The 21,286-nt window shown below is 72.0% G+C and carries 19 protein-coding genes; 16 read left to right on the top strand and 3 right to left on the bottom strand.

Translation table 11 applies throughout. The annotated features are described in order from the left end of the window. The first annotated feature begins 4 nt into the window (after positions 1–4). The 10 genes from pdxT (at position 5) to ACFY60_RS17215 (ending at position 10,795) form a co-directional block, all read left to right on the top strand. Positions 5–592: a pyridoxal 5'-phosphate synthase glutaminase subunit PdxT gene (pdxT, locus tag ACFY60_RS17260; RefSeq protein ID WP_388612888.1), complete on the top strand. Its 588-nt coding sequence runs from the start codon at positions 5–7 to the stop codon at positions 590–592. Between the two features lie 62 nt (positions 593–654). Continuing rightward, a complete protein-coding gene (locus ACFY60_RS17255) occupies positions 655–1,407 on the top strand; it encodes a YebC/PmpR family DNA-binding transcriptional regulator (protein ID WP_309053812.1) in 753 nt (250 codons plus the stop codon). Between the two features lie 119 nt (positions 1,408–1,526). Further along, positions 1,527–2,057, top strand: coding sequence for a crossover junction endodeoxyribonuclease RuvC (gene ruvC / locus ACFY60_RS17250; RefSeq protein WP_309053811.1), 531 nt, complete (start codon positions 1,527–1,529; stop codon positions 2,055–2,057). Further along, entirely contained in the window at positions 2,054–2,686 is a 633-nt protein-coding gene (gene ruvA, locus ACFY60_RS17245; protein ID WP_388612890.1) for a Holliday junction branch migration protein RuvA, read from the top strand. The genes ruvC and ruvA overlap by 4 nt, the downstream gene beginning before the upstream one ends. Before the next feature lie 52 nt (positions 2,687–2,738). Beyond that, positions 2,739–3,830: a Holliday junction branch migration DNA helicase RuvB gene (gene ruvB / locus ACFY60_RS17240; RefSeq protein ID WP_388612892.1), complete on the top strand. Its 1,092-nt coding sequence runs from the start codon at positions 2,739–2,741 to the stop codon at positions 3,828–3,830. Between the two features lie 202 nt (positions 3,831–4,032). Further along, positions 4,033–4,506: a preprotein translocase subunit YajC gene (gene yajC, locus ACFY60_RS17235; protein WP_388612893.1), complete on the top strand. Its 474-nt coding sequence runs from the start codon at positions 4,033–4,035 to the stop codon at positions 4,504–4,506. Positions 4,507–4,653: 147 nt separating this feature from the next. Continuing rightward, positions 4,654–6,447, top strand: coding sequence for a protein translocase subunit SecD (gene secD / locus ACFY60_RS17230; protein WP_388612895.1), 1,794 nt, complete (start codon positions 4,654–4,656; stop codon positions 6,445–6,447). A 1-nt stretch (position 6,448) separates the two neighbouring features. Further along, entirely contained in the window at positions 6,449–7,513 is a 1,065-nt protein-coding gene (gene secF / locus ACFY60_RS17225) for a protein translocase subunit SecF (protein ID WP_388612896.1), read from the top strand. Continuing rightward, positions 7,510–8,061: an adenine phosphoribosyltransferase gene (locus ACFY60_RS17220; protein ID WP_388612897.1), complete on the top strand. Its 552-nt coding sequence runs from the start codon at positions 7,510–7,512 to the stop codon at positions 8,059–8,061. Before secF ends, ACFY60_RS17220 begins: the two co-directional genes overlap by 4 nt. 262 nt (positions 8,062–8,323) lie before the next feature. Beyond that, complete coding sequence (locus tag ACFY60_RS17215; protein ID WP_309054961.1) at positions 8,324–10,795, top strand: bifunctional (p)ppGpp synthetase/guanosine-3',5'-bis(diphosphate) 3'-pyrophosphohydrolase; 2,472 nt, start codon at positions 8,324–8,326, stop codon at positions 10,793–10,795. Between the two features lie 81 nt (positions 10,796–10,876). Here ACFY60_RS17215 and ACFY60_RS17210 read toward each other — a convergent pair whose 3' ends face one another. Both ACFY60_RS17210 and ACFY60_RS17205 read right to left on the bottom strand, forming a co-directional pair. Beyond that, positions 10,877–12,106, bottom strand: a complete 1,230-nt coding sequence (locus ACFY60_RS17210) for a DUF349 domain-containing protein (protein ID WP_388612900.1) — start codon at positions 12,104–12,106, stop codon at positions 10,877–10,879. A 226-nt stretch (positions 12,107–12,332) separates the two neighbouring features. Further along, positions 12,333–13,082 carry a peptidylprolyl isomerase gene (locus tag ACFY60_RS17205; protein ID WP_388612902.1) on the bottom strand — a complete coding sequence of 250 codons (750 nt, stop codon included), beginning with the start codon at positions 13,080–13,082 and terminating at the stop codon, positions 12,333–12,335. A 165-nt stretch (positions 13,083–13,247) separates the two neighbouring features. Here ACFY60_RS17205 and ACFY60_RS17200 point away from each other — a divergent pair, with 165 nt between their 5' ends. The 5 genes from ACFY60_RS17200 (at position 13,248) to rpsD (ending at position 18,427) form a co-directional block, all read left to right on the top strand. Next, complete coding sequence (locus ACFY60_RS17200; RefSeq protein WP_309051138.1) at positions 13,248–13,955, top strand: MBL fold metallo-hydrolase; 708 nt, start codon at positions 13,248–13,250, stop codon at positions 13,953–13,955. A gap of 8 nt (positions 13,956–13,963) precedes the next feature. After that, complete coding sequence (gene hisS / locus ACFY60_RS17195) at positions 13,964–15,226, top strand: histidine--tRNA ligase (RefSeq protein ID WP_388612904.1); 1,263 nt, start codon at positions 13,964–13,966, stop codon at positions 15,224–15,226. A 139-nt stretch (positions 15,227–15,365) separates the two neighbouring features. Beyond that, positions 15,366–16,013, top strand: a complete 648-nt coding sequence (locus tag ACFY60_RS17190) for a vitamin K epoxide reductase family protein (RefSeq protein ID WP_388612906.1) — start codon at positions 15,366–15,368, stop codon at positions 16,011–16,013. Positions 16,014–16,095: 82 nt separating this feature from the next. Then, positions 16,096–17,448 carry a replication-associated recombination protein A gene (locus ACFY60_RS17185; protein WP_309051142.1) on the top strand — a complete coding sequence of 451 codons (1,353 nt, stop codon included), beginning with the start codon at positions 16,096–16,098 and terminating at the stop codon, positions 17,446–17,448. A 364-nt stretch (positions 17,449–17,812) separates the two neighbouring features. After that, on the top strand, positions 17,813–18,427 hold the full coding sequence (gene rpsD, locus ACFY60_RS17180; RefSeq protein WP_137990520.1) for a 30S ribosomal protein S4: 615 nt from the start codon (positions 17,813–17,815) through the stop codon (positions 18,425–18,427). A gap of 28 nt (positions 18,428–18,455) precedes the next feature. Here rpsD and ACFY60_RS17175 read toward each other — a convergent pair whose 3' ends face one another. Next, positions 18,456–20,687, bottom strand: coding sequence for an ATP-binding protein (locus ACFY60_RS17175; RefSeq protein WP_388612908.1), 2,232 nt, complete (start codon positions 20,685–20,687; stop codon positions 18,456–18,458). A 154-nt stretch (positions 20,688–20,841) separates the two neighbouring features. On the opposite strand from ACFY60_RS17175, the gene ACFY60_RS17170 reads away from it, so the two are divergent. Next, positions 20,842–21,282 carry a DUF948 domain-containing protein gene (locus ACFY60_RS17170; protein WP_388612910.1) on the top strand — a complete coding sequence of 147 codons (441 nt, stop codon included), beginning with the start codon at positions 20,842–20,844 and terminating at the stop codon, positions 21,280–21,282. The last annotated feature ends 4 nt before the right edge of the window (positions 21,283–21,286 follow it).

Here is a 21,286-nt window from a genome sequence, read left to right as displayed (position 1 = left end):
ACCGATGAACACTCCCGTGATCGGTGTCCTGGCGCTCCAGGGCGACGTACGGGAGCACCTGATCGCCCTGGCCGCGGCCGATGCCGTGGCCAGGCCGGTGAGGCGCCCCGAAGAGCTCGCCGAGGTCGACGGCCTCGTCATACCCGGCGGCGAATCCACCACCATCTCCAAGCTCGCCGCGCTGTTCGGTCTGATGGAGCCCCTGCGCGAGCGCATCGCCGCGGGCCTCCCGGTCTACGGCACCTGCGCCGGCCTGATCATGCTCGCCGACAAGATCCTCGACCCGCGCTCGGGCCAGGAGACCTTCGGCGGCATCGACATGATCGTCCGCCGCAACGCCTTCGGGCGGCAGAACGAGTCCTTCGAGGCCGGAGTCACCGTCGACGGGATCGATGGTCCCGTCGAGGGCGTCTTCATCCGCGCGCCGTGGGTCGAGTCCGTCGGAGCCGAGGTGGAGGTCCTCGCCGAGCACGACGGCCACATCGTCGCCGTCCGGCAGGGCCGCGCCCTCGCGACCTCCTTCCACCCGGAGCTCACCGGCGACCACCGCGTCCACTCCCTGTTCGTGGACATGGTGCGCGCCGAACGGTGACGTGATCCCGGTAGGATCTCTCGGGTTCGTTCAGGAATGGGTTACGCGAAGGAGACAGGCAGATGTCCGGCCACTCTAAATGGGCTACGACGAAGCACAAGAAGGCCGTGATCGACGCCAAGCGCGGCAAGCTCTTCGCGAAGCTGATCAAGAACATCGAGGTCGCCGCCCGCACCGGCGGCGCCGACCCGGACGGCAACCCGACCCTTTTCGACGCCATTCAGAAGGCCAAGAAGTCGTCGGTCCCGAACAAGAACATCGACTCCGCGGTCAAGCGCGGCGGCGGCCTGGAGGCCGGCGGCGTCGACTACGCCACGATCATGTACGAGGGTTACGGCCCGAACGGGGTCGCGGTGCTCATCGAGTGCCTCACCGACAACCGCAACCGCGCCGCCTCCGACGTCCGCGTCGCCATGACCCGCAACGGCGGCTCCATGGCGGACCCGGGCTCGGTCTCGTACCTGTTCAACCGCAAGGGCGTCGTCGTCCTGCCCAAGGGTGAGCTGACCGAGGACGACGTCCTGGAGGTCGTGCTCGAGGCGGGCGCCGAGGAGGTCAACGACCTCGGCGAGAGCTTCGAGATCATCAGTGAGGCCACCGACCTGGTCGCGGTCCGCTCCGCGCTCCAGGAGGCCGGCATCGACTACGACTCGGCCGACTCCAGCTTCGTCCCGACCATGCAGGTCGAGCTCGACGAGGAGGGCGCGCGCAAGATGTTCAAGCTGATCGACGCCCTGGAGGACAGCGACGACGTGCAGAACGTCTTCGCGAACTTCGACGTCAGCGACGAGGTCATGGCGAAGGTCGACGCCTGATCGCGAGCCTTCGGCAGCGGGCCGGCGGGGGACACACCCCCCGTCGGCCCGCTGCGTTGTCACAGGCAGCCGATAGCCTGCACAAACAGATGAGCGAGAGCGGTCGAGGGAGGGGCGCCATGCGGGTGCTGGGGGTGGACCCGGGACTGACCCGGTGCGGCGTCGGCGTGGTCGAAGGCGCGGCCGGACGGCCGCTCACCATGCTCGGTGTCGGCGTCGTCCGCACCGCCGCCGACGCGGACATCGGCCTGCGCCTCGTCGGCATCGAGCGCGGCATCGAGGAGTGGCTCGACCGCTACTCACCCGAACTCGTCGCCGTCGAGCGGGTGTTCAGCCAGCACAACGTCCGTACGGTGATGGGCACCGCCCAGGCCAGCGCGGTCGCCATGCTCTGCGCCTCCCGGCGCGGCATCCCCGTCGCCCTGCACACCCCGAGCGAGGTCAAGGCCGCCGTCACCGGCAGCGGCCGGGCCGACAAGGACCAGGTCGGCGCCATGGTGACCCGGCTGCTGCGCCTCGCGGCCCCGCCGAAGCCCGCCGACGCCGCCGACGCCCTCGCCCTCGCCATCTGTCACATCTGGCGGGCGCCCGCCCAGAACCGCCTCCAGCAGGCCGTCGCCCTGCACGCATCGAAAGGCCGCACGTCATGATCGCCTTCGTCAGCGGCCCGGTCGCCGCCCTCGCCCCCACCACCGCCGTCATCGAGGTCGGCGGGGTCGGCATGGCCGTCCAGTGCACCCCCACCACCCTCGCGGGGCTCCGCGTCGGCGAGCAGGCCCGGCTCGCCACCACCCTCGTCGTACGGGAGGACTCCCTCACCCTCTACGGCTTCGCCGACGACGACGAGCGGCAGGTCTTCGAGATCCTCCAGACCGCCAGCGGCGTCGGCCCCCGGCTCGCCCAGGCCATGCTCGGCGTGCACAGCCCCGACGCGCTGCGCCTCGCCGTCTCCACCGGCGACGAGAAGGCGCTCACCGCCGTCCCCGGCATCGGCAAGAAGGGCGCGCAGAAACTCCTCCTCGAACTGAAGGACAAGCTCGGCCGGCCCCTGGGCACCAGCGGCCTCGTCGGCGCCCAGCGCGCCGCCGCCACCGGACCCGCCCCGTGGACCGAGCAGCTCCACTCCGCCCTCATCGGCCTGGGCTACGCCGGCCGCGAGGCCGAGGAGGCGGTCGGCGCCGTCACCCCGCAGGCCGAGGCCGCCCTCGCCGAGACCGGCTCCGTGCCCGTACCGCAGCTGCTCCGCGCCGCCCTGCAGACCCTGAACCGCGCCCGCTGACCCCGCCGGGCCCCGCCGCCCGCACCGTACGAACAAGAAGGCAGACTCCACCGTGAACTGGGACGACGAGACGGCACCCGCCGCAGAGGAGCGGATCGTCGGCGCCGCCGCCGAGGGGGACGACCAGGCCGTCGAGGCGGCCCTGCGCCCCAAGGACCTCGCCGAGTTCGTCGGCCAGGAGAAGGTCCGCCAGCAGCTCGACCTGGTGCTCAAGGCCGCCCGCCAGCGTGGTGCCACCGCCGACCACGTCCTGCTCTCCGGCGCCCCCGGCCTCGGCAAGACCACCCTGTCGATGATCATCGCGGCGGAGATGAACGCGCCCATCCGCATCACCTCCGGCCCCGCCATCCAGCACGCCGGCGACCTCGCCGCGATCCTCTCCTCCCTCCAGGAGGGCGAGATCCTCTTCCTCGACGAGATCCACCGGATGTCCCGGCCCGCCGAGGAGATGCTCTACATGGCGATGGAGGACTTCCGTGTCGACGTCATCGTCGGCAAGGGCCCCGGAGCCACCGCCATCCCGCTGGAACTCCCGCCCTTCACCCTGGTCGGCGCCACCACCCGGGCCGGCCTCCTGCCGCCCCCGCTGCGCGACCGCTTCGGCTTCACCGCCCACATGGAGTTCTACGACCCGGCCGAACTCCAGCGGGTGATCCACCGCTCCGCCGGTCTCCTCGACGTCGAGATCGACCCCGACGGAGCCGCCGAGATCGCCGGCCGCTCCCGTGGCACCCCCCGTATCGCCAACCGTCTGCTGCGCAGGGTCCGCGACTACGCCCAGGTCAGGGCGGACGGCCGGATCACCCGCGAGATCGCCGCGGCCGCCCTCCGCGTCTACGAGGTCGACAGCCGCGGCCTCGACCGCCTCGACAGGGCCGTCCTGGAAGCCCTCCTGAAGCTCTTCGGCGGCGGACCGGTCGGCCTGTCGACCCTCGCCGTCGCGGTGGGGGAGGAGCGCGAGACCGTCGAGGAGGTCGCCGAACCCTTCCTCGTACGGGAAGGGCTGCTGGCCCGCACGCCCCGGGGCCGCGTCGCCACCCCCGCCGCCTGGGCCCACCTCGGACTGGTTCCGCCGCAGGCCGCGCCGCCCGGAGGCCCCGCGAAGCCGGGGGCGACGGGACAACAGGGGCTGTTCGGGAGCTGAGGCCGCCGCGAGGGCGCGGTGACGGGAACGTGACGGCGCGGAGTCTCGCCGGACCAGGAACCGCGGTGCCATGCTGGGCGTTGTTCCATCGATGCGGACTCGCCTAGACTCCGCCGATGCCGCCCTTTCTGGTCGGCGTACCCCACCCCCGAAAAACAGGCCGCGGGCTCATCGCCGCGACCGTGCGAAGGAATCCCGTCCCGTGAACCTCCTGACCTTCCTCCCCTTCATCGTCCTCATCGGGGCCATGTTCCTGATGACGCGCTCTGCGAAGAAGAAGCAGCAGCAGGCGGTGGAGATGCGCAACCAGATGCAGCCCGGCACCGGCGTACGGACGATCGGGGGGATGTACGCCACCGTCAAGGAGATCGGCGACGAGACCGTTCTCCTGGAGGTCGCTCCCGGCGTCCACGCCGTCTACGCGAAGAACGCGATCGGCGCGGTCCTGGAGGACTCCGAGTACAACCGCATCGTCCACGGCGACGACGAGGAGTCGGACACCGACGCCGTCGTCCCCGACGACGCCTCCTCGCTGACCGGGTCCACCGACCCGGTGCAGAACGACGGGGCCGAGGACGCCCGGCCCAGGACCGACCTGACCAAGAAGGCGGACACCGCCGAGGCGGGGCAGGGCGACACGGACGGCAAGGCCGAGGGCGAGGCAGACACCAAGTAACCGCGACCGGGGATCACGTGCCACGCCCACCGGCGTCCGCGCGGTCCCCGGACCGGTTCACGTCTGCGGGGGAAGGTCCCCACACACACTTCGTGGCCGCCTCGCGCACACCCACACGCGAGGCGGTTGGACAGGGAGAAACGACAGGTGGCAGCACCGAAGAAGGGCCGAAGGCCGGCGGGGGCCCAGAGCCGGCCGGGCCGCGCCCTGGCATTCATCTTGATCGCCATGGTCGCGCTCACCGGCGGCATGTTCTGGTCGGGGCACACCACCCCGCGCCTCGGCATCGACCTCGCCGGCGGTACGTCGATCACGCTCAAGGCGAAGGCCGACCCCGGGCAGGAGTCCGCGGTCAACGAGACCAACATGAACACCGCGGTCGGCATCATCGAGCGTCGTGTCAACGGTCTCGGCGTCTCCGAGGCCGAGGTCCAGACGCAGGGCCGCGAGAACATCATCGTCAACATCCCCCGCGGGACGAACGAGAAGCAGGCCCGGGAGCAGGTCGGCACCACCGCCCAGCTCTACTTCCGGCCCGTCCTCGCCGTCGCGCCCGCCGTGCCGCCGCAGCAGGCGCCCAGCACGGGCACGACCGGCTCCCCGTCGCCGAAGCCGAGCGCCTCCTCCTCCGGCGCCACCGCCGGCGAGAAGTCGTCCGGCCCGACGGCGACCGGCACCCCGAAGGCCACCGCCACCACCCAGGGCCGCGTCCTGTCCGAGGCCCTCAAGGCCCCGAGCCCGACGCCCACCGGCAGCGCCTCGCCCTCCGGGTCCGCGAGCCCCAAGGCCACGCCGACGCCCACCGCGCCGCCGGCGCCGGACGCCGCCACCGCGGCGCTCCAGAAGAAGTTCACCTCCCTGAACTGCCTCGACCCCAAGCAGCGCTCCGCCGCCGGCAAGGGCGTCAAGCCCAGCGAGCCGACCGTCGCCTGCGGTGAGGACGACCCCGGCATCTGGTCGAAGTACCTCCTCGGCCCGGCCGAGGTCGAGGGCCGTGACGTCGACGACGCCCAGGGCGCCTTCGACCAGCAGCGCGGCATGTGGATCGTGACCATGGACTTCACGGGCGCGGGCTCGAAGAAGTTCCAGTCGATCACCAGCAAGCTCTCGCAGCAGACCGACCCGCAGAACCGCTTCGCGATCGTCCTCGACGGCCAGGTCGTCTCCGCGCCCTCCGTCCGCCAGACGCTCAGCGCCAGCGCGGAGATCTCCGGCAACTTCAACCAGCAGTCCGCCCAGGACCTCGGCAACATCCTGTCCTACGGCGCCCTGCCCCTCACCTTCGACACCCAGAGCGTCGACACCGTCACCGCCGCCCTCGGCGGCGACCAGCTGGAAGCCGGCCTGATCGCCGGCGCCATCGGCCTCGGCCTCGTCGTGCTCTACCTGGTCGTCTACTACCGCGGCCTGTCGCTGGTGGCCATCCTCAGCCTCGGCGTCTCGGCCCTCCTCACCTACGTGATCATGGCCCTGCTCGGCCCGGCCATCGGCTTCGCGCTGAACCTGCCGGCCGTCTGCGGCGCCATCGTCGCCATCGGCATCACCGCCGACTCGTTCATCGTCTACTTCGAACGCGTCCGTGACGAGCTCCGCGAGGGCCGCACGCTCCGCCCGGCCGTCGAGCGCGCCTGGCCGCGCGCCCGCCGTACGATCCTGGTCTCCGACTTCGTGTCGTTCCTGGCCGCGGCCGTCCTCTTCATCGTCACCGTCGGCAAGGTCCAGGGCTTCGCGTTCACGCTCGGCCTGACCACCCTGCTCGACATCGTCGTGGTGTTCCTCTTCACCAAGCCGGTCATGACGCTGCTGGCCCGCACCAAGTTCTTCGGCAACGGCCACCCGTGGTCCGGCCTGGACCCGAAGCGCCTCGGCGCCAAGCCGCCGCTGCGCCGCTCCCGCCGTACCACCGCCCCCGCCGGCCCTGTCGAACCGAAGGAGGCGTGAGATGTCGAAGCTCGGAGATCTCGGCGCCCGACTCCACCGTGGTGAGGTCGGCTACGACTTCATCGGCAACCGCAAGATCTGGTATGGCCTGTCCATCCTGATCACCATCACCGCCATCGTCGCCCTGGCCGTCCGCGGCCTCAACATGGGCATCGAGTTCCAGGGCGGTGCCGTCTTCACCACCCCGAAGACGGCCGTCTCCGTCAGCCAGGCCCAGGAGTACGCGGAGGAGGCCTCCGGCCACGACGCGATCGTCCAGCAGCTCGGCAACGGCTCCCTGCGCATCCAGGTCGGCGGCCTGGACACCGAGCAGTCCGACAAGGTCCGCTCGGAGCTCGCCAAGGACCTGAGCGTCCCCGAGGAGAAGATCGCGGCCGAACTCGTCGGCCCGAGCTGGGGTGAGCAGATCGCCAACAAGGCCTGGACGGGCCTCGGGGTCTTCATGATCCTCGTGGTGATCTACCTGGCCATCGCCTTCGAATGGAGAATGGCGGTCGCGGCGCTCATCGCCCTGATCCACGACCTCACCATCACGGTCGGCATCTACTCGCTGGTCGGCTTCGAGGTCACCGTCGGTACGGTCATCGGTCTGCTGACGATCCTCGGTTACTCGCTGTACGACACCGTCGTCGTCTTCGACTCCCTCAAGGAACAGACGAAGGACATCACGAAGCAGACCCGCTTCACCTACAGCGAGCTCGCCAACCGTTCCATCAACGGCACCCTGGTCCGCTCGATCAACACCACCGTGGTGGCGCTGCTGCCGGTCGCCGGCCTGCTCTTCATCGGTGGCGGTGTCCTCGGCGCGGGCATGCTCAACGACATCTCGCTGTCGCTGTTCGTCGGTCTGGCCGCCGGCGCCTACTCGTCGATCTTCATCGCCACCCCGCTCGTCGCCGACCTCAAGGAGCGCGAGCCGGCGATCAAGGCCCTCAGGAAGCGCGTCCAGGCCAAGCGGGCCACCGCCGCCGCCAAGGACGACGGCTTCGACGGAGCCGACGCCGAGACGGCCGTGGTGGGCGGCCAGCGCGCCGGGCACCGCGGCGCCCAGGAGCACCGCGGATGACGGCCGGCACCCAGGACGTCACCGCCCTGCTGCTCAGCCGCATCAGGGACGTCCCCGACTACCCGAAGCCGGGGGTGCTGTTCAAGGACATCACCCCGCTGCTCGCGGACCCGGAGGCGTTCGGCGCGCTCACCGAGACCCTCGCCGGCCTCTGCGCCGCGCAGGGCGCGACGAAGGTCGTCGGGCTGGAGGCCCGCGGCTTCATCCTCGCTGCGCCCGTCGCCGTCCGCGCCGGGCTGGGCTTCATCCCGGTCCGCAAGGCCGGCAAGCTCCCCGGGGCGACGCTCCGGCAGGCGTACGAGCTGGAGTACGGCACCGCCGAGATCGAGGTGCACGCCGAGGACCTGGCCGAGGGCGACCGCGTCATGGTCATCGACGACGTCCTCGCCACCGGCGGCACAGCCGAGGCCTCCCTCGACCTCATCCGCCGCGCCGGCGCCGAGGTCGCGGGCGTCGCGGTCCTCATGGAGCTGGGCTTCCTGCCGGGCCGCGCGCGGCTGGAGCCGGTCCTGAACGGGGCTCCGCTCACGGCGCTGATCACGGTCTGACATCGGGTACACCCCGACAGGGGCGCCCCGGGAATCCCCGGGGCGCCCCTGTCGTTCTTCCGGACGGATCCCCGGGGGCCCCGGAACGTGGGGCGCCCCGCGAGAGCCGGCCGCGGGCCCTGCCCGCCGGCGAGCCGTCCGAAACCCGGGCGCGTGGGCACGCCGGGGCCCGGCTCGATACCATGGCCTTTCCGGGCCTGACCGGGGGACCCGGAAGCCTCCCCCAGACGCGGTCCGGGGGGACCCCCTCAGAGGAGCGCTCTTGCCAGACGAGGCCCAGCCACTCTCCGCCGCGCAGCCCGACCCGAAGGCCGACCGGGCCGCGCCGGGGACCGGCGCGCCCGAGGACCGTCCCGCGGAGAACAGGCCCGCGCCTGCTGCGCCCGCCCCGGCACCGACCCCGCCCGCGCGGCCCGCCCCGGCCCCGGCCGGCCGCTCCGGCGGCTCCTCGAACCGGGTCCGCGCCCGCCTCGCCCGGCTGGGCGTCCAGCGTTCCTCCCCGTACAACCCGGTCCTCGAACCGCTGCTGCGGATCGTCCGCTCCAACGACCCGAAGATCGAGACCGCGACGCTCCGCCAGATCGAGCGCGCCTACCAGGTGGCCGAGCGCTGGCACCGCGGCCAGAAGCGCAAGAGCGGCGACCCGTACATCACCCACCCGCTCGCCGTCACCACCATCCTCGCCGAGCTCGGCATGGACCCGGCGACCCTCATGGCCGGTCTCCTCCACGACACCGTCGAGGACACCGAGTACGGTCTCGACACCCTCCGCCGCGACTTCGGCGACCAGGTCGCCCTCCTCGTCGACGGCGTCACCAAACTCGACAAGGTCAAGTTCGGCGAGGCCGCGCAGGCCGAGACCGTCCGCAAGATGGTCGTCGCCATGGCCAAGGACCCGCGCGTCCTGGTCATCAAGCTCGCCGACCGCCTGCACAACATGCGCACCATGCGCTACCTCAAGCGGGAGAAGCAGGAGAAGAAGGCCCGCGAGACCCTGGAGATCTACGCCCCGCTGGCGCACCGGCTGGGCATGAACACCATCAAATGGGAGCTGGAGGACCTCGCCTTCGCGATCCTCTACCCCAAGATGTACGATGAGATCGTCCGGCTCGTCGCCGAGCGCGCCCCGAAGCGCGACGAGTACCTCGCCATAGTGACCGACGAGGTGCAGGCCGACCTCCGGGCCGCCCGCATCAAGGCCACCGTCACCGGCCGCCCCAAGCACTACTACAGCGTCTACCAGAAGATGATCGTCCGCGGCCGGGACTTCGCGGAGATCTACGACCTGGTCGGCATCCGCGTCCTCGTGGACACCGTCCGCGACTGCTACGCGGCCCTCGGCACCGTCCACGCGCGATGGAACCCGGTCCCCGGCCGGTTCAAGGACTACATCGCGATGCCGAAGTTCAACATGTACCAGTCGCTGCACACGACGGTCATCGGACCCAACGGCAAGCCGGTCGAACTCCAGATCCGCACCTTCGACATGCACCGGCGCGCCGAGTACGGCATCGCCGCCCACTGGAAGTACAAGCAGGAGGCCGTCGCCGGCGCCTCCAAGGTGCGCACCGACGCCCCCCGCAAGGCCGGCAAGGACGACCACGTCAACGACATGGCGTGGCTGCGGCAGCTGCTCGACTGGCAGAAGGAGACGGAGGACCCCTCCGAGTTCCTGGAGTCGCTCCGCTTCGACCTCTCGCGCAACGAGGTCTTCGTCTTCACCCCCAAGGGCGACGTCATAGCGCTGCCCGCCGGCGCCACCCCCGTCGACTTCGCCTACGCCGTCCACACCGAGGTCGGCCACCGCACCATAGGCGCGCGGGTCAACGGGCGGCTCGTCCCCCTCGAATCGACCCTCGACAACGGTGACCTGGTGGAGGTCTTCACCTCCAAGGCGGCCGGCGCGGGCCCCTCCCGCGACTGGCTGGGCTTCGTCAAGTCGCCCCGCGCCCGCAACAAGATCCGCGCCTGGTTCTCCAAGGAGCGCCGCGACGAGGCCATCGAGCAGGGCAAGGACGCCATCGCGCGCGCCATGCGCAAGCAGAACCTGCCGATCCAGCGGATCCTCACCGGCGACTCCCTCGTCACCCTCGCCCACGAGATGCGCTACAGCGACATCTCCTCGCTGTACGCGGCGATCGGCGAGGGGCACGTCACCGCCCAGTCCATCGTGCAGAAGCTGGTGCAGGCGCTCGGCGGCGAGGAGGCCGCCACCGAGGACATCGCCGAGACCGCCCCGCCGAGCCGCGGCCGCTCCAAGCGCCGCTCCAGCGCCGACCCCGGCGTGGTCGTCAAGGGCGTCGAGGACGTGTGGGTGAAGCTCGCCCGCTGCTGCACCCCGGTCCCCGGCGATCCGATCATCGGCTTCGTCACCCGCGGCAGCGGCGTCAGCGTCCACCGCAGCGACTGCGTCAACGTCGACTCGCTCTCCCGCGAGCCCGAGCGGATCCTGGACGTCGAATGGGCGCCCACCCAGTCCTCGGTCTTCCTGGTCGCCATCCAGGTCGAGGCCCTCGACCGCTCCCGGCTCCTGTCCGACGTCACGCGGGTCCTGTCGGACCAGCACGTCAACATCCTCTCGGCGGCCGTCCAGACCTCCCGCGACCGGGTGGCCACCTCCCGCTTCACCTTCGAGATGGGCGACCCCAAGCACCTCGGCCACGTCCTGAAGGCCGTCCGGGGCGTCGAGGGCGTGTACGACGTCTACCGCGTGACCAGCGCCCGCAGGCCCTGACACGAGGCCCGCACCGCGAACACGAGGAAGGCCCCCGGCACGGAGCCGGGGGCCTTCCTCGTACGGACGCGACGGCAGGCGTCAGCCGCCGAACTCCTGCAGGCCCTTGAGCGCCTGGTCCAGCAGGGCCTGGCGGCCCTCCAGCTCCTTGGAGAGCTTGTCGGCCTTCGCGTCGTTGCCCGCCGCACGGGCCGCCTCGATCTGCTTGCGCAGCTTGTCGACCGCGTCCTGCAGCTGACCGGTCAGACCCTCGGCACGCGCGCGTGCCTCCGGGTTCGTCCGGCGCCACTCGGCCTCCTCGGCCTCCTGGATCGCCCGCTCCACCGCGTGCATCCGGCCCTCGACCTTCGGCCGGGCGTCGCGCGGCACGTGGCCGATGGCCTCCCAGCGCTCGTTGAGGGAACGGAAGGCCGCGCGGGCCGCCTTCAGGTCCGTCACCGGCACCAGCTTCTCGGCCTCGGCGGCGAGCTCCTCCTTCAGCTTGAGGTTCTCGGTCTGCTCCGCGTCCCGCTCGGCGAAGACCTCACCGCGCGCCGCGAAGAAGACGTCCTGGGCGCCGCGGAAGCGGTTCCACAGCTCGTCCTCGTGCTCGCGCTGGGCCCGGCCGGCCGCCTTCCACTCCGCCATCAGCTCGCGGTAACGGGCCGCCGTGGCGCCCCAGTCGGTGGAGCCGGCCAGCGACTCGGCCTCCGCCGCCAGCCGCTCCTTGACCTTGCGGGCCTCCTCGCGCTGCGAGTCCAGCGCGGCGAAGTGGGCCTTGCGGCGCTTGGAGAACGCCGAGCGGGCGTGCGAGAAGCGGTGCCACAGCTCGTCGTCGGACTTCCGGTCGAGCCGGGGCAGGCCCTTCCAGGTGTCCACCAGGGCCCGCAGCCGCTCGCCCGCCGACCGCCACTGCTCGCTCTTGGCCAGCTCCTCGGCCTCCGCGACCAGCGCCTCCTTGGCCGCGCGGGCCTCGTCGGCCTGCTTGGCCTTCTGCGCCTTGCGCTCCTCGCGGCGCGACTCCACCGTCTCGGCGAGCTTGTCCAGCCGGGCGCCGAGCGCGGCCAGGTCACCGACGGCGTGGTGCTCGTCGACCTGCTGGCGGATGTGCTCGATCGCCGCGGTGGCGTCCTTCGCGGAGAGGTCGGTGGTCCTCACGCGCTTCTCGAGGAGGCCGATCTCGACCACCAAGCCCTCGTACTTGCGCTCGAAGTAGGCCAGGGCCTCCTCAGGGCTGCCCGCCTGCCACGATCCGACGACCTTCTCGCCCTCGGCCGTCCGCACGTACACGGTGCCCGTCTCGTCGACGCGGCCCCACGGGTCGCTGCTCACAGCGCCTCCTCACCATGATGCCGTCGCGGGGTCGTGCCCCCCGGCATCGTCCACAGTTTCCCGGCGGGCCTCGCCCGCCTTCCGCAGCGCCGCCGGCGACGGCCCGCGCTGCACACCGCCCAATCTAGGCGAACGGCGGCCCGGCTGTCCGCACTCAGCGCGACCGAATTCGGCCGCCGGGCAGGGCATACGGCTCCGGGCTCCGCGTCCGCCGCACTCCGCCCGGCTACTTCCTGGTGACGGTCGCCTTCTCGATGGTGACGCCCTTCTTCGGGGCGCCGTCCGCGCCGCCGCCCTCGACACCGCCGGCGGCCACGTCCCGGACGACCTTCAGACCGGCCGCGTCGATCGTGCCGAAGGGGGTGTAGCCCGGGGGCAGCGGGGAGTCCTTGTAGACGAGGAAGAACTGCGAGCCGCCCGTGCCGGGCTGCCCCGTGTTGGCCATGGCCGCCGTCCCGGCCCGGTAGACGACCTTGCCGTTCGCGCCGGCCTTGCCCAGCGAGGCCAGGTTCTCATCCGGGAGCGTGTACCCGGGGTCTCCGGTGCCGTCACCCTTGGGGTCGCCGCACTGGAGCACGAAGATGCCGTCCGTCGTCAGCCGGTGGCACTTCGTCCCGTCGAAGTACTTCTTCCCCGCGAGGTGGTGGAAGGAGTTCACCGTGTGCGGGGTCTTCGCCGCGTCCATGGTGACCGTCACGCGGCCCCGGTCGGTGTCCAGCGCCATCGTGTACGAGGCGTTCCGGTCGATGGTCAGCTCCGGCGCCGCGCCCGTGTTCCCGTCCGAGGGCTTGGCGTCACCGTCCGTCAGGCGCACCGAGGCGTACACCGCGGCACCCGCCGCGAGGACCACGGCCACGACGCCCGCCACGACGGTGTTGCGGCGCCTGGCCCTGCGCCGCGCCTCCTCCCGCCGCTGCTGCTGCCGCACGTACTTCTCCCTGGCGAGCTGCCGCCGACGCTGATCGCTGCTGACCACCGGTCCCGCTCCTTGTCCGCTCGTCTGTTCCCGTCCTGGCCGGGCGTGCCCGTACCGTATACGGGTTGGCTGTGGAACCGGCACCGCCGGTAGGCTCTGACCCGCCGTATTCCGAGGTTTCCACCCCTTCCGCGCCGCTGTGCCGGACGACTTCTAAGGACGAACGTGCTGATTGCCGGCTTCCCCGCCGGGGCCTGGGGGACCAACTGCTACCTGGTCGCCCCCGCCGCGGGCGAGGAGTGCGTGATCATCGACCCCGGCCATCAGGCCGCCCAGGGTGTCGAGGAGACGCTCAGGAAGCATCGGCTCAAGCCCGTCGCCGTCGTCCTCACCCACGGACACATCGACCACGTCGCGTCCGTCGTCCCGGTGTGCGGCGCCCATGACGTCCCCGCGTGGATCCACCCGTCCGACCGGTACATGATGAGCGACCCGGAGAAGGCCCTCGGCCGCTCCATCGGGATGCCCCTCATGGGCGAGCTGACCGTGGGGGAGCCCGACGACGTGCGGGAGCTCTCCGACGGTGCCGCGCTGAACCTCGCCGGCCTGGAGTTCTCCGTCGCCCACGCGCCCGGTCATACCAAGGGGTCGGTGACCTTCCGGATGCCCGAGAGCGCGGACGTGCCGTCCGTGTTCTTCTCCGGGGATCTGCTGTTCGCCGGCTCCATCGGACGCACCGACCTGCCCGGCGGTGACATGGACGAGATGCTCGAGTCGCTGGCCCGCGTGTGCCTCCCGCTCGACAACTCGACCGTGGTCCTGTCGGGACACGGTCCTCAGACGACCATCGGCCAGGAGCGCGCCACCAACCCCTATCTGAGGCAGGTGGCGGCCGGCCTCGGGAGCACCGACGCTCCCCGACGAGGAATGTGACGATTCACGTGAGCACCTTCAAGGCCCCCAAGGGCACGTACGACCTCATCCCGCCCGTCTCCGCGACCTATCTGGCGGTGCGCGAGGCCATCGCCGCCCCCGTGCGGAAGGCCGGCTACGGCTACGTCGAGACCCCCGGCTTCGAGGACGTGAACCTCTTCGCCCGCGGCGTCGGCGAGTCCACCGACATCGTGACCAAGGAGATGTACGCCTTCGAGACCAAGGGCGGCGACCGCCTCGCCCTGCGCCCCGAGGGCACCGCCTCCGTGCTGCGTGCCGCCCTGGAGGCGAACCTGCACAAGCAGGGCAACCTCCCCGTCAAGCTCTGGTACTCCGGCTCGTACTACCGTTACGAGCGTCCGCAGAAGGGCCGTTACCGCCACTTCTCGCAGGTCGGCGCCGAGGCGATCGGCGCCGAGGACCCGGCGCTCGACGCCGAACTGATCATCCTCGCCGACGAGGCGTACCGCTCGCTCGGCCTACGGAACTTCCGCATCCTGCTGAACTCGCTCGGCGACAAGGAGTGCCGCCCGGTCTACCGCGAGGCCCTGCAGACCTTCCTGCGCGGCCTCGACCTCGACGAGGAGACCCTGCGCCGCGCCGAGATCAACCCGCTGCGCGTCCTCGACGACAAGCGCGAGGCCGTGCAGAAGCAGCTCACCGGCGCCCCGCTCCTGCGCGACCACCTGTGCGACGCCTGCAAGGCGTACCACGAGGAGGTCCGCGCCCTGATCACCGCCGCCGGCGTGGTCTTCGAGGACGACGCCAAGCTCGTCCGCGGCCTCGACTACTACACCCGGACCACCTTCGAGTTCGTCCACGACGGCCTCGGCTCCCAGTCGGCGGTCGGCGGCGGCGGCCGCTACGACGGCCTCTCGGAGATGATCGGCGGCCCCGCGCTGCCGTCCGTGGGCTGGGCGCTCGGCGTGGACCGCACGGTCCTCGCCCTGGAGGCGGAGGGCGTGGAGCTCGACATCCCCGCCGCCACCTCCGTCTTCGCCGTGGCCCTCGGCGAGGAGGCGCGCCGCCTCCTCTTCGGCAAGATCACCGAGCTGCGCCGGGCCGGGATCGCCGCCGACTTCTCCTTCGGGGGCAAGGGCCTCAAGGGCGCCATGAAGGACGCCAACCGCTCCGGCGCCCGCTTCGCCGTCGTCGCCGGCGAGCGGGACCTGGCGGAGGGCGTCGTCCAGCTCAAGGACATGGAGTCCGGTGAGCAGGAGGCCGTCGCCGTGGACGCGCTCGTGGACGCGGTCCGCGCCAAGCTGGCCTGATCGCCCCGCACCCGGCCGGGCCCGGACCACCGCGCGGTGGTCCGGGCCCGTTCCTTATCCCCCGCGAACGGCCGAGGGCGTCCGGCCTGTTGCAGAATGGCCGTGCCCACAAGGCCGGCCGAGCGAGGGAAAAGGCGACATGACGAAGGCAACGGTGGACGGCGGCGTCCCGTCCGGCCGGGACGGCGACCGCGCGATCCGGACGTCCGGCACGATCGGGGCGAGCAGGCCCCTCGCCTGGCTGCTGGTGGTCACCGGCGCGGCCGGCCTCCTCGCCGCCTGGGTGATCACCCTCGACAAGTTCAAGCTCCTGGAGGACCCGAACTTCGTCCCGGGCTGCAGCCTCAACCCGATCGTCTCCTGCGGCAACATCATGACGAGCGAGCAGGCCTCGGTCTTCGGCTTCCCCAACCCCATGCTCGGGCTCGTCACCTACGGCATGGTCGTCGCCATCGGCGTGGCCCTCCTCGCCGGCGCCCGCTTCCGCCGCTGGTACTGGCTCGGACTGAACGCCGGCACCCTGTTCGGCGTCGGCTTCTGCACCTGGCTCATGCAGCAGTCCCTGTACGAGATCAACTCGCTCTGCCTCTGGTGCTGCCTCGCCTGGATCGCCACCATCGTCATGTTCTGGTACGTGACCTCGCACAACGTCCGCAACGGCGTCCTGCCCGCCTCCGCCGCCCTGCGCGGTTTCCTCGACGAGTTCACCTGGATCCTGCCGGTCCTGCACATCGGCATCATCGGCATGCTGGTCCTGACCCGCTGGTGGGACTTCTGGACGAGCTGACCACCCCGGGCCGCGCGGACGGCGCCGGCGGTTCCGGCCGTGCGGACGGCGTTGTCGGTGCGGTGACCTAGGCTTCATGAACGTGGAGCCCGACCTCTTTACCGCAGCCGCCGAAGAACGCCAGGAGAAGGACCCCGCCGGCAGTCCGCTGGCCGTCCGGATGCGCCCCCGCACCCTCGACGAGGTGGTGGGCCAGCGCCACCTGCTCAAGCCCGGCTCACCGCTGCGCCGCCTCGTCGGCGAGAGCGGTGGCCCCGCCGGAGCCTCCTCGGTGATCCTCTGGGGCCCGCCGGGCATCGGCAAGACCACCCTGGCGTACGTGGTGTCGAAGGCCACCGACAAGCGCTTCGTGGAGCTGTCCGCGATCACCGCGGGCGTCAAGGAGGTCCGGGCCGTCATCGACGGGGCCCGCCGGGCGGTCGGCGGCTACGGCAAGGAGACCGTCCTCTTCCTGGACGAGATCCACCGCTTCTCCAAGGCCCAGCAGGACTCCCTCCTGCCCGCCGTGGAGAACCGCTGGGTCACCCTCATCGCCGCCACCACCGAGAACCCGTACTTCTCGGTGATCTCCCCGCTCCTGTCCCGTTCCCTCCTGCTCACCCTGGAGCCGCTCACCGACGAGGACCTGCGCGGACTGCTCGCCCGGGCACTGCGCGACGAACGGGGCCTGGGCGGCGCGGTGACCCTGGCGGAGGACGCCGAGGCCCATCTGCTGCGGGTCGCCGGCGGGGACGCCCGGCGCGCCCTGACCGCCCTGGAGGCCGCCGCGGGCGCGGCCCTCGACAAGGGGGAGCCCGAGATCACCCTCGGGACGGTGGAGGAGACCGTCGACCGGGCCGCCGTGACGTACGACCGCGACGGCGACCAGCACTACGACGTGGCGAGCGCGCTCATCAAGTCGATCCGCGGCTCCGACGTCGACGCCGCCCTCCACTACCTGGCCCGCATGATCGAGGCGGGGGAGGACCCCCGCTTCATCGCCCGGCGGCTGATGATCTCGGCGAGCGAGGACATCGGGCTCGCCGACCCGACCGCGCTCCCGCTCGCCGTGGCCGCCGCCCAGGCCGTCGCGATGATCGGCTTCCCGGAGGCGGCGCTCACCCTCGGCCACGCCACCGTCGCGCTGGCCCTCGCCCCCAAGTCCAACGCGGTGACCAACGCGATCTTCGCCGCCCGCGCCGACGTGCAGAAGGGCCTTGCCGGTCCGGTGCCGCCGCACCTGCGCGACGGCCACTACAAGGGCGCCGCCAAACTCGGCCACGCCCAGGGCTACGTGTACCCGCACGACGTGCCCGGCGCGATCGCGGCCCAGCAGTACGCCCCCGACGCGATTCACGGCAAGCGCTACTACGAGCCCACCCGCTACGGGGCCGAGGCCCGCTACGCGGACGTGGTGGAGAAGGTCCGCGAGCGCCTCAGGGGTGAGGGCGGCTGACGGATTCCGGGGCGAGTGGCCCCGGTGCGCCGGCCCCCGCCGGAGCCGGTACACTTCTCTGGATTGCTGTGTTCCGTGTCCGGCCCCGGTCGGCACCACCAGAGCGGGACCAACAGCGGGAGTCCCGGTCCTCGGACCTGTTCTCCAGGAGCGTCGCGCACCTTCGAAGGTGTCGCGTGCCACCCACCACCTCCCGGGTTCCCCGGACCAGGCGGTGGGTCGTTCGCGTGCTGCACGTATGTGCCCAGACCAGGGAGCGGCTGCCCGGTCGGCCCCTCACGGGACCCGACGGGTTTCCCCGGCTGCGGATGCGACCTCCTCAACCCTGGTGAAGCCGTATTCGTTCAGATAGAGAGGTTGGTTCATGCCGAACCAGTCCCGTCCCAAGGTCAAGAAGTCGCGTGCCCTCGGCATCGCGCTGACCCCCAAGGCCGTCAAGTACTTCGAGGCCCGCCCCTACCCGCCGGGCGAGCACGGCCGTGGCCGCAAGCAGAACTCGGACTACAAGGTCCGTCTGCTCGAGAAGCAGCGTCTGCGCGCCCAGTACGACATCAGCGAGCGCCAGATGGCGCGCGCCTACGACCGTGCCAAGAAGGCCGAGGGCAAGACGGGCGAGGCGCTGGTCGTCGAGCTCGAGCGTCGCCTCGACGCCCTGGTCCTGCGTTCGGGCATCGCCCGCACCATCTACCAGGCCCGCCAGATGGTCGTCCACGGCCACATCCAGGTCAACGGCCAGAAGGTCGACAAGCCGTCCTTCCGCGTCCGTCCGGACGACGTCGTGATGGTGCGCGAGCGCTCCCGCGAGAAGCCGCTGTTCCAGGTGGCCCGTGAGGGTGGCTTCGCCGCCGACGGCGAGACCCCGCGCTACCTCCAGGTCAACCTGAAGGCCCTGGCCTTCCGCCTGGACCGCGACCCGAACCGCAAGGAGATCCCGGTCATCTGCGACGAGCAGCTGGTCGTCGAGTACTACGCCCGCTGACCCGGACGTCGTACCACCTCCGCGGTGTTCAGCCCGCCGCTTCCCCGCCCTTTCCGGTGGGGGAGCCGGCGGGCTTCCGCGTTCCCCGGCCCCCCGACGGGCGCGTCGTGCGGAACGGCCGGGGAACCCCCGTCCCGTCCGCGGCCGGGTCACCGCGGAAGGCGAGGGCACGCTCCACCGCCGCGTCGAGCGGCAGTGCCCCGCCCTCCCGCAGCGCCGCCTCGTACCGCTCGGGGCCCAGTTCCTCGGCCGCCCGGCGCGCGCACAGCTCGCGCGGCCCGTCGAAGGAGGCCGAGCCGAACAGCCTGATCCCCACCGTGTCCCACACGGGCACCGCGGACCCCTGGAGCACCGCCGCCTCGGCCGGATCGCCCTCGCCGACCGTGACCAGCGCCAGCAGCTCGATCGCCAGCACGAGCCCCACCAGGTCGTGGAAGGCGTGGTTGATGGCCACGCACTCGCGCAGCAGCTCCCGCGCCTCCGCGAGCTCCCCCCGGGTCCACGCCGAGAACGCCAGCACGTACAGCGCGTAGGCCCGGGTCCAGCGCTCGCCGCGCTCCTCGCAGACCTCCCGCACCTCCCGGCAGATCGCCGCCGCGCCCTCCAGATCCCCCTGGAACGCCCGCGCCATCGCCAGTTCGACCCGGCCCATCAGCACGTTGCTGTTGAGTTCGCCCAGTTCCCGGTACGCCTCCAGGGCCCGCCCGATCAGCTCCTCCGCCCGGGGCATGTCGTCCGAGAGCAGCGCCAGGCAGCCCATCCGGTGCGTCGCGTACGCCTCGGCCAGCGGGTTTCCCGCCTCCCGCGCCCGCTCCCGGCAGGAGTGGAGCGCCGCCACGGCCGCCGTGCCGTCGCCCTGGAGGACGGAGACGTAGCCCAGCACCCACAGCGCCTTCAGGCGCGCGTCCTCGTACCCGGAGTCCAGGGCCAGCGCCCGCTCCAGCCAGTGGCGCCCCTCCGAGAGGCGCCCGCAGCCCACCCACGCGAACCAGAGCGTCCCCGCCAGGTGCTGGGCCAGGTGCGCGTCGTCCGGCTGCTCCAGGCACAGGTCGAGGGCGGCCCGCAGGTTCGGCAGGGCCGCGTCCGTCCGGGCGGCCACCTCCGCCTGGCGCGGGCTGAACCACTCCAGCTCGCACCAGGTCGCGAGGCCCATGTACCAGTCACGGTGCCGCCGCCGCATCCGCTCGGTGTCGCCGAGCGCGGCCAGCCACTCCGCCCCGTACGCCGCGACCGTGTCCAGCATCCGGTAGCCCGGTCCGGCCGGGGTGTCCTCCCGTGCCACCAGCGACTGGGCCAGCAGCCCGCCGAGCAGATCGAGGATCCGGTCCTGCGGCAGTTCCGGGCCGCCGCAGACGTACTCCACCGCCTCCAGGTCGAAGGGCCCGGCGAAGACCGAGAGCCGCGCCCACAACAGCCGCTCCTCCGGCGTACACAGCTCGTGGCTCCAGCCGATGGCGGTGCGCAGCGTCTGATGGCGGGGCAGGGCTCCCCGCCCGCCGTCCGTCAGCAGCCGGAACCGGTCGTCGAGGCGGTGCAGCAGCTGGTCGACCGAGAGCAGGGGGAGCCGGCTCGCCGCCAGTTCCAGGGCGAGCGGGATCCCGTCCAGGCGCCGGCACAGCTCCCGTACCCCGGGATCCACGGCCCACCGGTCCGCCGCCCCGGCCCCCGCCGGTTCCGGCAGGGGCCCCGGCACGCCGGGCCGGGCGGGACGAACCGCCGGGCCCGGGGCCGGCGCGCCGGCCTCCGCCGCCCGCTCGGCGAGCAGCGCCACCGCGTCCGCCTCGTCCATCGGCGCCAGGGTGAACACCGCCTCGCCCGCCACCCGCAGCGCCCGCCGTCCGGTCGCCAGGACGGTGAGGCCCGGCGCGTGCCCGAGGAGCTCCCGCAGCAGCGGGGCACAGCTCTCCACCACGTGCTCGAAACCGTCCACGACCAGCAGGAGCCGGGTCCCCGCGAGGTGTTCGGCCAGCACCTCGCGGGGGGCCCGGGGCGTGTGGTCGGTCAGGCCGAGCGCCTCGACCAGGGCGTGCGCCACGAGCTCCGGGTCGCGCAGGGGGGCCAGCTCCGTGAGCCGTACGCCGTCGCCGTAGCGTTTCTGCGCGGCCGCGGCGACCCGCAGCGCCAGCCGGGACTTGCCGACCCCACCCACGCCCACCACTGTGACCAGCCGCGATTCCTCCAGGAGCGCCTCCAGTGCGCTCCGCTCGGCGGCCCGTCCGACGAACCGGTTCAGCTCCGCCGGGAGATTGCTCCGTCGCATGGGACACGGAGCGTACTCACCCACGCGCGCTCCGTACAACCGGCTCCCGCGGGCGGGTCCGTGCGCGGTAATGCGGTACGGCGGAACAGCCCGGGCGCGATAGGGTCGGAGAACGACTTTTCGCAAGGCCAACGACAGCAGAGAGCGGTGCGGCGTGACCGGTGGAGAGGTTGCCGGGATCCTGGTGGCCGTGTTCTGGGCGATCCTCGTCTCCTTCCTCGCCGTGGTGCTGGTGAGGCTGGCGCAGACGCTCCGGGCGACCACCAAGCTCGTGGCGGACGTGACCGAACAGGCGGTTCCCCTGCTCGCCGACGCCTCGGCGACCGTGCGGTCCGCGCAGACCCAGCTCGACCGGGTCGACGCCATCGCCTCGGACGTCCAGGAGGTCACCTCCAACGCCTCCGCGCTCTCCTCCACCGTCGCCTCCACCTTCGGCGGCCCGCTCGTCAAGGTGGCCGCCTTCGGCTACGGCGTGCGCAAGGCCCTCGGCCGGGAGCGCGGCGGCCGGGAGGAAGCGCCGCGGGCGACCACGCGGCGTACCGTGATCGTCGGCCGTACCGTGCCCCTGGTACGCCGCAGGAAGCAGAAGGGCTGAGCCG

It is taken from the genome of Streptomyces sp. NPDC012827, assembly GCF_042900905.1.
In the GTDB taxonomy this organism is placed as follows: domain Bacteria; phylum Actinomycetota; class Actinomycetes; order Streptomycetales; family Streptomycetaceae; genus Streptomyces; species Streptomyces gulbargensis.
The sequence above is the reverse complement of the archived record's forward strand: the minus strand, read 5'-3'. Positions and strand labels throughout refer to the sequence as shown.